9 protein-coding genes and 1 pseudogene are annotated in these 13,659 nt (G+C 32.1%); 5 read left to right on the top strand and 5 right to left on the bottom strand.

Annotated features, from left to right (window positions below):
- Positions 1–686: 686 nt before the first annotated feature.
- A pseudogene (locus DOS84_RS05105) lies at positions 687–1,436 on the top strand (4-hydroxy-tetrahydrodipicolinate reductase).
- A 359-nt stretch (positions 1,437–1,795) separates the two neighbouring features.
- Here the strand turns inward: DOS84_RS05105 and DOS84_RS05100 are convergent.
- The 5 genes from DOS84_RS05100 to DOS84_RS05080 all read right to left on the bottom strand — a co-directional run bounded on the left by DOS84_RS05100 (position 1,796) and on the right by DOS84_RS05080 (position 10,187).
- Complete coding sequence (locus DOS84_RS05100) at positions 1,796–3,304, bottom strand: glycoside hydrolase family protein (RefSeq protein WP_111409024.1); 1,509 nt, start codon at positions 3,302–3,304, stop codon at positions 1,796–1,798.
- A gap of 1 nt (position 3,305) precedes the next feature.
- Positions 3,306–5,483, bottom strand: coding sequence for an HAD-IIB family hydrolase (locus DOS84_RS05095; RefSeq protein ID WP_111409023.1), 2,178 nt, complete (start codon positions 5,481–5,483; stop codon positions 3,306–3,308).
- A 1,002-nt stretch (positions 5,484–6,485) separates the two neighbouring features.
- Entirely contained in the window at positions 6,486–7,385 is a 900-nt protein-coding gene (locus DOS84_RS05090) for a toprim domain-containing protein (RefSeq protein ID WP_111409022.1), read from the bottom strand.
- A gap of 119 nt (positions 7,386–7,504) precedes the next feature.
- Entirely contained in the window at positions 7,505–8,908 is a 1,404-nt protein-coding gene (locus tag DOS84_RS05085; RefSeq protein ID WP_111409021.1) for a hypothetical protein, read from the bottom strand.
- Positions 8,909–9,233: 325 nt separating this feature from the next.
- Entirely contained in the window at positions 9,234–10,187 is a 954-nt protein-coding gene (locus DOS84_RS05080) for a T9SS C-terminal target domain-containing protein (RefSeq protein WP_111409020.1), read from the bottom strand.
- 394 nt (positions 10,188–10,581) lie between these two features.
- Here DOS84_RS05080 and DOS84_RS05075 point away from each other — a divergent pair, with 394 nt between their 5' ends.
- The 4 genes from DOS84_RS05075 to DOS84_RS05060 all read left to right on the top strand — a co-directional run bounded on the left by DOS84_RS05075 (position 10,582) and on the right by DOS84_RS05060 (position 13,610).
- Positions 10,582–11,772, top strand: coding sequence for a BamA/TamA family outer membrane protein (locus DOS84_RS05075; protein WP_111409019.1), 1,191 nt, complete (start codon positions 10,582–10,584; stop codon positions 11,770–11,772).
- A 130-nt stretch (positions 11,773–11,902) separates the two neighbouring features.
- Positions 11,903–12,133 carry a hypothetical protein gene (locus tag DOS84_RS05070; RefSeq protein WP_111409018.1) on the top strand — a complete coding sequence of 77 codons (231 nt, stop codon included), beginning with the start codon at positions 11,903–11,905 and terminating at the stop codon, positions 12,131–12,133.
- Entirely contained in the window at positions 12,130–12,435 is a 306-nt protein-coding gene (locus DOS84_RS05065) for a type II toxin-antitoxin system RelE/ParE family toxin (protein ID WP_111409017.1), read from the top strand. Before DOS84_RS05070 ends, DOS84_RS05065 begins: the two co-directional genes overlap by 4 nt.
- Before the next feature lie 11 nt (positions 12,436–12,446).
- The gene (locus DOS84_RS05060; protein ID WP_111409016.1) at positions 12,447–13,610 is read left to right on the top strand and encodes a glycosyltransferase family 2 protein; all 1,164 of its coding nucleotides are present in this window, start codon (positions 12,447–12,449) and stop codon (positions 13,608–13,610) included.
- Positions 13,611–13,659: the final 49 nt, after the last annotated feature.

Genomic DNA, 13,659 nt, shown 5'->3' with positions numbered 1-13,659 from the left:
AAAAGATTGCGTCATAGCTTAAATAATTAAAAATTATTAAGGAGTAAAACCGAAATTAAGATTATGCGTACATAAAAAACACCAAACATTAAAGATGCGTACAATGTTAAAGTAAAAGAACTTGTATGAATCTTACCTTAATTAATTTATTTAGATAATTTCAATATTACATAAATCAAATAAGTATTCGTTTCTATACTATGCAAATGTCCCATTACCTATGCTTCTTTTAAAGAATTCTTGAAAACCAAAAATGGAATAAAAGTTTCCCATTCTTTTTTATATGAATGTCTTGAAAATATTAGCTGTTGAAAATGTAGACATTATGGAGTGAACCTGACAATATTATAATTATCCGCTACATTTTCTGTCTGAAATTTAAAAGGGCTGAGCAATAAAATATTCCATATCAACTGGATCCTGAAACTCATCCCAAGGAATTCTTTTGATTAAAACTTAAGATTAATTTAAAATTTTTATTTAAAAATTGGTTTTTATTTTTTAATTTGCATCTTTTAAGCTACAGGTTAATTATTTATTTAAAAAGAGGCAGTCTAAATAGACTGCCTCTTTTTATTTATATTTTTCCTAATATATTATCAAAAATTATATGACTACATTAGTAAATAGATTCTTTGCCACAAAATCGTTTTTTTATAACAAATTATTAATTTAATAACTAAATTATGAAAATAGGATTAATTGGATTTGGAAAAACAGGTAAATCAGTTGCCTGAGTATTACTTGAAAATAAAGAGTTTTGTTTAGAATGGGTATTAAGACAAAGTACAATTTTAGAGCACAGATCGGTTCCTTAATTTTTTGGTGTTTCTTCTGATGAACCGGGATTAATATATGCCAGTTCTAAAACAACAATGGAAGAACTTTTAGACAAACATCCAGTGGATATTATCATTGATTTTTCTTCCAATCAAGGAATTTACACCTATGGAAAAATTGCCGCTGAACGAAAAATTAAAATTATTTCTGCTATATCACATTATACAGAGGAGGAAATAAAACTAATAAAAGGATTAGCCAATCAAACCATCGTATTTTGGTCTCCTAATATCACTTTAGGGGTAATTTTTTTGTTGTTTGCCGCAAAATTTTTAAAAAAAATTGCTCCTTTAGTAGATATCGAAATCAACGAAGAACATTTTAAAATGAAAGAAGGAACGTCTGGTACCGCGATAAAAACAGCATAAGCATTAGATGTTGAAAAAGAAAATATAAATACGGTCAGAGCTGGCGGTATTGTTGGTAAACACGAAGTAATATTTGGATTCCCATACCAAACAGTCCGACTTATCCATGAGTCTATTTCAAGAGAAGCATTTGGCACCGGAGTAATTTTTGTTGCAGAAAATTTAAAAAATAAGGGCATTGGATTATATAATTTTGAGGATTTATTAGCACCGTATTTTACAATGTAAAAAAATCGCTATTTTAATCGTATTTAGTTTAATTTGCCTAAACTCTGCTTCGGTAAAGGAAAGTTTGAGAACCTAGGTTGTCATAAACTAAATTTATATTTTCCCATTAATTCCTTAGGGGCTCTGCCTAGATGTACCTTATTTTAAGGAATGGAACAAACTTCTAACTTAAAAAATGACTCATCATTTTTTTTGCCTCAATAAAATTTTTTCTATGACAGAAAATCAGCAGAAGCATATAGCGCAGTTCGTTTTTTTAATACTGAGTCTATTTCTTTATAATTATAGTTTAGCTAACCTATCTCTATTAATACAGATATGATAACACGTATTCTTTGTGAAATCTGGCACCTCTCTTTCTAACGTGACTTTTTAAGATATTCATCAAATGCTTTATTAGGATCTGAAGTTGCATATTCATTCTCTGGCTCAGGAATAACATGAATTTTTGAATCATTTAATGATACAACTGCAGAACAAACATAAATTCCTATTTTTCCACCACTATATTTAAAATCTAATAAGGTTAGTTTCACAATCTCATTGATGGAAAGCTCATAATAATTTCCATAACGAATTATTTTAAAGTAAACTTTTTGATTGTCAATTATTTCAAATTGATTTGCTTGTATATTCTCATAAATAAAATTATTCTTTACATCTTTTTCATTAAATCCCCATGCCCTAAACTGAACGAAACCATTTACAATATCAACAGAGATGTAATATCCCGTTCCCTCTTCATCACAATCAATTACAAAGCCTGTCTTGCCTAACCCTTCAACAACCAATGTCCCTTCCCAAACAAAATCATTTGACGGTTTTTCAAAGCAAAAAACTTCATAACCACTCCTGCATCCAAAACGCCATTTGCTAGCATGCTCTAATGTAAAATTTGACGAGGGATTTCCTAAAATTGGTACGGGAATTGGCAAATCTTTTTGAAGAAACGTTCTTTGATAAATTGTTTCCCAATGATGATACGTTTTTAATAAAAGCCGACCGTTGCTATCAACATCCAATTGCTTTGGAGGAGGAATAACCCGATGGGTATTAACATTTCCTCCCACAAAATAAAAATTGTAGATTAAAAAATATTCTCCCTCTTTTACAATTCTTGCAGCATAATTACCTTGTGGTATTAACACGTTATTGTGGAAAGCATGATACTCTCCTTTAAAATCCGGTGCAAACCAATAACGAACCTTAATATCTTCACGAATCGAACCCAGCAAATAATGCATTCCTTTTATCTCTACTACGCAGGGGCATTCAACATCGTCATATACGTACGGAACATGTAAAGGTTTTTGAAGGACAAAACCATTTACACCCTTCTTTGCTACACCAATGCAACCTCTTCTATAAGTGTGACCTACGGCGGTACGGGCACAAATCAATAAATAATCTTCACCCTCAAAATGGTATTTATAGGGATCTCTAAAACTGATCCATTTTCGTGGATTGTTGGCCAAACTCTCATAATAGGGAGCCTGACTTTCTAAAGGAAGTCCATATTCATTTTCTTTTGTCCAATGAATCAAGTCAAGTGAAACCGCTCTGCCTATTTTTTGCATAATACCCATGTCCTTACGTTTTAGACCGGTATAATACATTTCATAACCCTCTCCTTCAAAATTTCTGCTAACATGCATTGTCCACAACATATCGTCATCCCATTCTCTAGGGTCTCCTACCCACAAGGCATTTTTTACTCTTTTCCAAGAAAGACCATCTCTTGATATTGCATGAGCTATATAATCATGATTGGGAATAATTAAATGAAATAAATGATGAACCCCATTTTCATCTATAAACACATCAACATCACCTATTTCCCAACTACTAAAACCAGAGCCTGAATACATATTATTTAATTATTTTATAATGTTTCAATCCTTCTAAAATCCCTGCAGAAGCTGCACTTTTTGCCACATAAATACTTTTGGTGGTTTCGTATTGAGCCAATTCTGCGCTTCGATTACCTACAATAATTCCTTTAATAGGACCTCTGAACATATCAATGTCATTTCCTGAATCACCCGCCGCAATTACATTGGATAAAGGGATCGCCCATTTGCGGCATAAAAATTTAATTGCATTTCCTTTTGATGCTCTTTTTGGGATAAAATCGATAAATTTTTTGTGACTCGAAATGATATTTATTTTATACCATCCTGTACCTAAAGCCTTAATTAATTGCTCGTGATCGTAGTGCTCATCATCATAATAATATGAGATCTTAAATGGGTTTTGTCCTGCTTCTTCTTGCAATTTAATCCATGGTATCTCTTTGAGACGATTTACGATATCTTCTCTTTTCCAGCGACCTGCCAAAAATGTAGCCCATCCTTTGTCTAAGATATAATCTTTTCCGTTTGTATAATAGATTTCAGTACCTACAGAGCAAATAATAAAATCGGGTAAAGGAAATTGCTCCTCATCAATAATTTGTTTAACCAAAACTAAATTTCTGCCCGACGCCATTGCAAAAGCCATTTTATCAGTACGATTAATCAGGTGTGATTTTAATTCCTGCAGCCCCGGATTATTTAATTTGGGTTCGATTAGAGTGCCATCTATATCTGCTACTAATAGATTTTCAACCTTCCTTTTTAATCGGTCAATATTTATATTGGGATAATGTTGGTTTTTAATCCCCGAACCTGAGGATAGCGATAAATTCTCTTTAACCAATTCAACATACGTATTGACGTGAGTTAGCCAGCTGTAGTGTTTTTGGATATTAATAGCTCCATTATTTGAATAATATTTCCATTGATTTTCATTGGTTAAGATATTCCGTAACGCTTTTTTAATTGCAGTTTCGTTTAATGGATCTACTAATTCTCCGTTCTGACATACAGGAATAATTTCAGATGGGCCTCCATTTTTAGTAACTACAACCGGCAAACCAGAACTTGCGGATTCAATTACTGTTAATCCAAAATTTTCATGCAAAGTCAAATTCACAAAAACACCTCTTTTTTCTGCAGCGTAACGATAAATAATCGAAACTTCATTTTCTACATCATGCTTTTTAGGAATTGCCATTTTTCCATACAAATCGTACTTATCCATTAATAAAAGTAAATCCGTTAAAACCTCTTTTTCTGATTCTGGCATTTGTGAAATATCTTTGCGAATACCTGCAAAAATCACCAAATTAGCGATACTTTGTAGTTCCTTGTCTTTACCATAAACTTCAATTAATGTATGAAGGTTCTTATGACGGTCTGGCCTTGAAAGTGCCAATATAAAAGGTTTGTGGGGATTTGTTAGAAACTTAGAAATTGCTTCTGCTACCCAATATTTTCTTTGCTCTTCTTCCCTCTGTTTATCTGAATCCTGTTCAAGATGATAATAGGGGACATACTTTCGAGTATCAATACCAGGAGAAATGGCGTGGTATTTAGCTAAATTAAAATTTTTATAAGGCTTATAAGTTTCGATTTCCTGTTCTGTCGAAGTAATAATAAATTCCGATAATTCCAGTGTTTTTTCTTCTGCTGCAATTCTTGCTTGGAACTTAAATTTCTTTTCAAGTTCTTCTTCTGATATACCACTTTCCAGTAATTTTTTCTTTTTATGAAAACCTAAAGAGTGCCCAGTATGAGCAAAGGGAATATTTAAGATGGTTGATAATTCACCGGCCACATACCCTGCATCTCCATAATGAGAATGAATCCAGTTTGGAAATATATCATGCGACTTAATATGCTGAACAATTCCATTTACAAATGTATCCAAACCTTCCCATAATCGTTCTTTTGACCTGTATTTTTTTCCTAAAAAAGGAATTCGTCTTATATCTAGTTTTTCATTAATAATTTCAATAGGTACCGCGTATTCTGAAGAAAGAGCTGAATCATCAATTAGTCTCGTAAATAAATGAACATGTTCTACATCTTTATGTTGGGATAAAAACTCAGCAAGTTCGAAAACATATTTAGTTTGTCCTCCATTATCAGCATCTCTGCCAATTTCTAGGCCAGAACCTTTCAAAAGGCCATGAATATTGATTAGAGAAATTCTTAATTTCGTCATGTCCATTATTTTATTGATTAATTTTCAAGTTACAAAAAAAAAAGGTTTAACCCAAATTTCGAAAGTAAATAAGAGGGTTATGATTTTCTTCACCAAAATTGCAATCAATATTTATTTGAATATAATAATGAACAAGGACACACAAGAATTATTATAGTGAGCCGTAGTAAAATAATGTCCCTTTCACATGTCAGCACACTATCAACCTACCATAAATACTTTAAGGAGCGGCAACAAATGGACTATATCAAGTATTGACCATCCTACCATCCTGGATATCGAAGCAAAGTGGAAATAATAATAAAGCACACAAATCTTAGTAAAACATTTTTTGAATTGATATGTAATCAAAATTTCTATAGCATAAATCATAGTATATTGCGCAACTTTGCCGTCTGAGAACTTATATCCAGAATTTGTTCCGCAGTAGACAGAACACTTTGAGCACTACAGGTAGAAGTAGCAAATATGATTTGAGTGCACTAATCACTTGCCAGTAAGTTTATAGTTATTAAATAATTTTTACTTTTCTAGTAATCATTGTATTATGTAGTTCATTTAAAGTTAATCAACTTAATGCAAGAAAGGTCTAAATAACGAAAATCTTTAAAGCTTTTTTAAGCTTGTGGCAAAATCGTGGCACACCCAATTTTTATAAAATAAAATATCCGTAATAGCCTTGGTTTTCCGGCTTCGGTTCGATTCCCGGCGATTAGAAAAAACTATAATAAATTAGATATATTGGATTGTTTTTGAAGAAATACAACTTTAGTAAATCATATTTAGTAAGCACTTTTAAGTTCTTTTTTCTTTCAGTGTCACTGCCCACGAGTTCCGAGTGAAAGGGCAGCAAGATATCGGTTGTGATACAACCGGACATCTTGCCGTTGCAGGAACGTTGCAATCTTCCGGTTTTTTAAAAGTTTTTAAGACTTTCAATTTTTCAAAGCTTACTAAAAAGGTAACAGTCCTCAAAAATCATAAATAAGTTGCGTGTGTATTTTATAATTTTCTCCCTAAATGCTTTTTTGGAGCTTTTTCAGATTTCATAATCCATTCGTTAAAATCTTTGTGGCTTTTGTATAAGGGACTTTCGTCTTTGTATTTTGGACTCATTGAAAGTGCACGCTGGGTACAATTTATTCCTGCCATGTCCGTGTCAAGATAAAGCCTAATGTGTTTGTGATTTTCCATAAAAGGGCGTGCTCTTTCAAAGAATGAAACGGAATTTAAAACAACAAAATCCAGACCTTTTTCGGGATGGTTTTTGGTTGTCGTTTTAAAGGATAGAAAGTCTATAAAACCTTCAAAGACTACAGCCTCTTCAGAACCATTATTTATTGTGGTAATATCTTTTGGAGAACTACTGGCTTTGAAATAAGGATTGCGAATTTCATAGCCTTCGGAATTGTTTTTAAAACCGATTCCAAAGTAAGTTTTGTTATCTAGTTTATAACGGACTTCTCTGCAAAATTGTTCGGCAATTTCAACAGAAATTTTTCTATGCTCAAGGTATTTTAAAAGGGAGGGAGAAGTGATGGGAAATTCTCCGAGAATTCTAATTTTATTTGCAGTAGCAACGCTTTTATTTGGAGGTAATAAGGTTGGCTGTTGAAGAGAAAAATTACCATTTAGTTTTTGTAAAAATTCACTAACGCTACAGCCATGATACAGTATGCCAAAATCAATCAGATTTCCTCCTTTGCCCAGTCCGTGGTCAAACCATAAGTTAAGTTTTTGATTGACTTTGAAAGATGGTTCGTTTTCTTTTCTGAGAGGAGAGCGATACCAATAATCCACATTCCTAATCTGAACAGGTTGGTGTCCCAATGAGAACAGGTAACTGGTTATGTCAATTTTTTTGGCTTCCTGGACAGAGAGCCTTTTTTTTCTGAAATCCATATCTGTATATTTTCAAGTTCATTATTTAGTCAGCCGAAGTTAAACAAGAAAAAAATGGGTTTACTATCATAGCCATATTTTGCGTAGGATAGGGCTATTTTATATGATAAATCATTGGTTTAATCAAATCTATAAAGTTTAGAAGATTTAATTTTGTTAATCCAATTGACTTCTTCAACAAACATTTTGGCTTTGTCTAGCATGTCTCTTCTGTCATAAATATGCAGGCTCGAAGATGTATTTTTTTTTCCAGGATGCGTAACAGAGCTTATAACTTTCTCAGAGAGTCTAAGTAAGGATAAATTGCTAACGAAAGAACTTCGCAAGTTGTGAGTACTGAAGAAATGGCTATTTTCGATTTCAACGGATTTCAATACTTTTCTAATATTGATATTTAGATTGGCTAATGCAATATTGGAAAAATCAGGAAAAGCATTGCCATTTTTTTGGATAATTTTTAATGCTGTAGAAAATAAAGGAGTATAGCATTCTGTATTGGTTTTGGCCTGAACAGTATGTATAAAATAAAATGTATTTTCATTTTCATTGCATATTTGAATATTTCGATCTTTTGCTTCTTGCATTGACTGTAGTCGCATACCAGTTTGACTGGCTATGAGTATATATTTCTTGGCCAATTCTAAATATTCTGTGGTCGGTACATAGTCTATTATTTTAAGTAAATCATCTTCTTTAAGAAATGCTTCGGTTTTATCAGACTTATTTTTTTCTGTAGCGTTGATTAAATTAGTGTCTGTTAAATCCAAAGGGATACTGATACCTTGCTTTTTGACAATTTTGCAAAGTTGAATAAAATATGTCTGGTATGCTTTTAGGGTGTTTGTTGCGAATGATTTTTTTGCATTTTGTTTGTAGCTTTCTATTTTGACTTTACCAGTCCTGATATCATTTACTACTTCCCAGATTTCTCGGTATAGTTCCTCATTAAGCTTTTCAAATGTTAATTTAATATTTTTTGCTTCTTGATATCTTTTTATAATTGGAACTAGATTTCTATAAGAATTGATTGTAGTGTCTTTGACTTCGTCTTTACGATTGCTACCAATAAGATTTTCTAAATGTGTAATATGATTATTTAGGAAATTTATGACTGCAAAAGTTTCTACGGGTTTTCTTTTTTCTCGCCCACTAATAAAAAGTAAATAATTTTTTACTTCATCAGCAGTTGGTTCTTGATTTTTAAAATGTGTCGCTGCGGTCTCTATATCCGATTCAAAATCGGCTATTTTATTTCTAAGTAATTTATTGTACTTTTCATTTGCTTTAACAGTAGCTGGATCGTAAACAAAATTATTTACGCCTCTTTTTTCGCGTAAAATGCCGAAGTATTTCGGTAAAACTGATACTTCTAAAGAGTATTGAAATTTTTTGTATTTGACTATGCCATCTACATTATTAGCAAATGCTCCGCTGATTTCTGCCAATACCAATTCCGGACTTATACGCTTATCCAAATGTTTACTTCTAGCTTTAAGTTTGTATCGGTAAGTAAGTGCTTTCATAAAAGCAAAGGTACAAATTTAAACTAAATAGGTCTCTAATTAGGTCTCTAATTTTATGATAAAAGATGAAATGTATTGATGAATAATGATTGAAATATTATTTTCATTTTTATTTAACTAGTTGATTTTTAGCAAATAAGATTGTTTTTGGTGAGTTTGTGAATTATGATATATATTTTCGACTGATAAGTAATTCACAAGGCTAATTTTTCTGCAAAAGTAAGCTATTATAAGACTATTAGCGAATAGTTTATTTTGAAACGTGAATTAATCTATAACAATTTGGCAATACACCGATTTAACGATTCAACAAATTACTCTATATTTACTCTTTCAAATATGGACTCAAATCGATGGTGTGTATTTCCTGTGGGTTGTCAATAAAAGCCTTTTTTGTGGCTTCATTCGTGAGATAAAACAGCTGACCGTCTTCGGTTGTAATCGCTTCTATTTGATGAAACAGGAGCGAAATTTTGATTTTTCTTTTATTTCCTGTCAAAAAATCATTGTTTTTATACCCATACAAAAGGTAGACAAAAGGTTGCATAAAATGGGAATACCCACACAAAACAACTCCTTTTTCTTTGGGTAATTCGGTTGCACCAGTTATCAAACCTTCCACATTCAGATTTTCTTTGAGTTTTGCAACATATGTTCCCGGTTTTTTGGGCAAGATGTATACACTTGTTTTTTCTGATTTCCACTGTTTGGTAAATAGATAAATACTGTCCCTTGATGTCACAAATGCCTCACAATCAAAATCGGTTGTATTTACCTCTTTTTTAGGTTCGAAATCCGTTTGGTTTTCATACGAAAAAGCAATGGTGTCAATCACTTGGGTTGGATCCAGAATAGATTTTTTTTCAATCCGCAAAATGTGTAAATCTTTGCGGTTTCCAAGGATGTTATTTCCAAAATCGCCTATGTAGAGATATAGACTGTCCTGCGAGATTTCCTCCCATTCAATGTTTTTTACCCGTTCAAGATTGATTTTTTTCCTGATTTGTCCTTTGGTGTCCATTCCATACAGTGTGGTGCTCAGGTCGTCATTGTGTGTCCATAATAAATTTTCTGAAGCTATCAAGCCTGAAGTTTCTGCAATGGAATCGCTTAATTTTTTGGTGAATTTCACCATAACCCTTGCGGACGAATATTCACAGCTACCATCATTTTCGGTGGCTTTTGGATTAAAGTTCTTCGCAAGATGATCTGTACATCCTTTGGTTTGGGCATAAGAAACAGACACAAACAGAAAGAAAAGAATAAAAGTTTTTCTCATAGTGCTATTCAATTGAAAATCAAAAGAAAGATATTAAACAAAATCGTACAATCCTAGATTTGATAGATAAAAAGGGTTCGGAGAGAATGATAGGGCTTTTTAGGGAAATATCGTTCCTAGTATTCGCTGCAATCTCCCGAGAAAAGTCGGAAGGATTTTCACTGCAAACAAAATTCATTGAAATACAATGAAAATAAAAATTAAGTGAAGTAATTGTGACTAGTTAGGTTTTATGGATATTTAGAATTTTTTACTTTTCGGCTGAAGAAAGATTTTTGCAATTAGCTAGGTAATTCGAAACAAATCAGCTTGGTATGTTATTTAGAATTGTGATTTTTTATTTATATTTGGAAAGCTGAAAATAGTTCTTTTTCTAAAAAATCAACTAAAATGTATGAGTTTCAGTAAACGAAATTTACTTCTGTTTTTTATTGTTACTTCTTCATTTTCTTCCTTTTCGCAGAAAATAGATTTTAGAAGTGATAGTCTGGATATGAAACAAATTCTGAAAAGTATTTTTATAAAAAAGGATACCGCAAAGAAAAAAGAGCCAAGCAAAATTGCCTTTTCGTTAATACCTGCTCCCGATATGAAGAGCTCCGAAGGTGGTCTTGTGGTTTCATTTGTTACTACTTTTTTTCTGGATGAGAATCATGAAACAACCAAAATGTCTGAAGTTTATTTTACCCCGACCACCAGTTTTTCTGGTCAATATTCCTTTCCCATACAGTCCTATATTTTTACAAAGGAGAATAAATATAATTTTATAGGCGATTACCGGTATATGATTTATCCGCAGTTCACTTACGGTTTGGGAGGGAACAGTTCCAAGGATCCACAATCCGAGGTTCATTACCAGCAAATTCGGTTTTATCAATTTGTGACCCGAAAAATAAAAGGAGATTTTGGTTTGGGTTTGGGTTTTCAATTAGATAATTATCAGAATATTTCCGAAGATTCAAAAATTTCTGAACCAACAGATTTTAATATCTACCAAGAAGGAGATTATTCTGACGACCTTTCTTCTGGAATGGCTTTTCAGGCTTTGTATGATTCTCGTAAAAATATTTTGAATCCCAAGCAGGGCTATTATTTTGAGGCTGATTATCGTATCAATTCCAAAGTTTTTGGCAGTCATGCCGAATGGAAATCAATATATGTAGATGCGCGAAAGTATCATTCATTTAGTGAAACGCATCATAAAGTTTTGGCTACAAGGGTATTTTATTGGGCAGTTTTTGATGGGAAACCCCATTATTTGGATTTACCAAGCATCGGTTGGGACCGCTATGGAAAAACAGGCAGGGGATTTACCCGAAACCGTTACCGTAGTAATTCCTTATTGTATTTGGAAACAGAATACCGCACCGATATTACCAGAAATGGTTTTTTTGGGGCTGTATTTTATGGAAATCTATCGTCAGTATCGAATTTGGATACCTATCATTTTGATAATTGGAACCCCGCAGTAGGAACCGGTTTAAGGATAAAATGGAATAAAATAAATGACTGTAATCTAGTTCTTGATTATGGCATCAGTAAAGACGATTGGACTTTTAGGGTTGCTCTTTCGGAGAATTTTTAAGGTTTTTAAATTTCACTGTTGTAGGTTTTGATGTTTAAAATGATCCAGAAATGATTGTAATTGATTTTGATTCCCTTCGGATTATTAAAAGGTATATTATTTGTATATTTGGGTTTTAAAAGAGTTTATCATGAATAACGATAAGAAAAATAATCAAGCCAATAAAAAAAAGGATAATCTTCAAGAACCAGAAATAGTATATGGGATTGGGGATAATTCAGTTTTAAATAATATACAAAGAGTAAACCCGATTCTTGAGAAATTAATCTTAAAAAGTATTCAAGATTCTACAAAAGGAAAGGGGATTTCCCATGGAGAAATGATGCAAAAAGTAAAGTTGAAATACCCATTTTTAAAATGAGTTATATTTTTAGGTGGCAACCAATTTCGGAATATACCTATTATGAAGAAATTGATTTTATTTTACTCAAATGGAATGAAAAAGAAGCTCAGAAATTTAAAGATTTAGTCGATGAAAATATATCCCGATTGTCTAATAATCCTTTAATCGGAATTTATAATAATGAATTAAAAACATACTCCATTCTTATTTCAAAACAAACAACTTTGTATTATGATTTTGATGAGAATACTAAAATAATAGATTTATATGTTTTTTGGAATAATTCAAAAAATCCAGCTGACTTAATTAAGTTGCTATAATTGTCTTGAAAATGCAACTGTCCGTCATCATTCTCAACTATAATGTTCGCTATTTTTTGGAACTATGTGTATTAAGTGTAGAAAGCGCTTTGAGAAACATAGATTCCGAAATTATTGTGGTTGATAATGATTCTCAAGATGATAGTTGCGAGATGATAAAAACTCGTTTTCCAAATGTCAAACTCATTCAAAATAGCCAAAATGTAGGTTTTCCAAAAGGAAATAACATTGGTGTATCACGAGCCAAAGGAGAATATGTCTGTATTCTAAACCCCGATACCGTTGTGGCAGAAGATACATTTGAAAAAGTGTTAGCATTTGCCCAAAAACAAAAAAACTTAGGGGTTGTAGGTGTAAAGTTGATAGATGGATCCGGTAATTTCCTTCCTGAAAGCAAAAGGGGAATTCCGACACCTTGGGTAGCTTTCACTAAAATAGGCAGTTTGTACAAACTATTTCCAAAGTCCTCTTTTTTTAATAAATATTATGCCCAACATTTATCCGAAAACCAGACAGGGGAAGTGGAAATTTTGGTGGGTGCTTTTATGTTTCTGGAAAAAGAATTGTACGAGGAAGTAGGCGGTTTTGATGAGGATTGTTTTATGTATTCGGATGATATTGATTTGTCGTACACGGTATTGCAAAAAGGAAAAGTTAATCGTTATTTCCACGAAACAACCGTAATACACTATAAAGGAGAAAGCACGATTAAAGATGGTATTTATATGAAGCGTTTTCAAGAAGCAATGGAATTTTTTTATAGAAAACATTTTCAGGTTTCTTATCTTTTTTCTGTATTTATGAAAATTGGAATTGTGTTTTTTTCTTTAATAAAAAGAATTCAAGGCAGGTCCAAAATCAAAATGCACCCTAAAAATTATTTACTCATATCGGGATCTGATACATTGGTAAAAATATTAACTCTTCTTGTCCAAAAAAAGGTAGATTTTCTCGATTGGAAAACAGAAAAAGAGGTAAATTTGTCATCAATTTCAATAAGAAATGGGTCACAGATTATTCTGGATAATGAGTTTGTTTCGTTCAAAGAATGCATTAATATTCATGAAAAGTATCGAAACAAAGGAATTACCTTTAGAATTATCCCCAAAAACACAAATTTTATCATCGGAAGTGATTCTTTTAATGATAGAGGAGAAATTGTAAAAATCAAATAAAATTACATTTAGTGAAATTTATATTGATATTTTTTAATAATTTCGCAAA

This window comes from Flavobacterium aquariorum (assembly GCF_003254745.1).
In the GTDB taxonomy this organism is placed as follows: Bacteria; Bacteroidota; Bacteroidia; order Flavobacteriales; family Flavobacteriaceae; genus Flavobacterium; species Flavobacterium aquariorum.
The sequence above is the reverse complement of the archived record's forward strand: the minus strand, read 5'-3'. Positions and strand labels throughout refer to the sequence as shown.

Coding starts and splice junctions, on each gene's coding strand:
- DOS84_RS05065 (WP_111409017.1), top strand. CDS start 12,130: ATGAGTTATATTTTTAGGTGGCAACCAATTTCGGAATATACCTATTAT.
- DOS84_RS05095 (WP_111409023.1), bottom strand. CDS start 5,483: ATGACGAAATTAAGAATTTCTCTAATCAATATTCATGGCCTTTTGAAA.
- DOS84_RS05090 (WP_111409022.1), bottom strand. CDS start 7,385: ATGGATTTCAGAAAAAAAAGGCTCTCTGTCCAGGAAGCCAAAAAAATT.
- DOS84_RS05060 (WP_111409016.1), top strand. CDS start 12,447: ATGCAACTGTCCGTCATCATTCTCAACTATAATGTTCGCTATTTTTTG.
- DOS84_RS05085 (WP_111409021.1), bottom strand. CDS start 8,908: ATGAAAGCACTTACTTACCGATACAAACTTAAAGCTAGAAGTAAACAT.
- DOS84_RS05100 (WP_111409024.1), bottom strand. CDS start 3,304: ATGTATTCAGGCTCTGGTTTTAGTAGTTGGGAAATAGGTGATGTTGAT.
- DOS84_RS05070 (WP_111409018.1), top strand. CDS start 11,903: ATGAATAACGATAAGAAAAATAATCAAGCCAATAAAAAAAAGGATAAT.
- DOS84_RS05080 (WP_111409020.1), bottom strand. CDS start 10,187: ATGAGAAAAACTTTTATTCTTTTCTTTCTGTTTGTGTCTGTTTCTTAT.
- DOS84_RS05075 (WP_111409019.1), top strand. CDS start 10,582: ATGAGTTTCAGTAAACGAAATTTACTTCTGTTTTTTATTGTTACTTCT.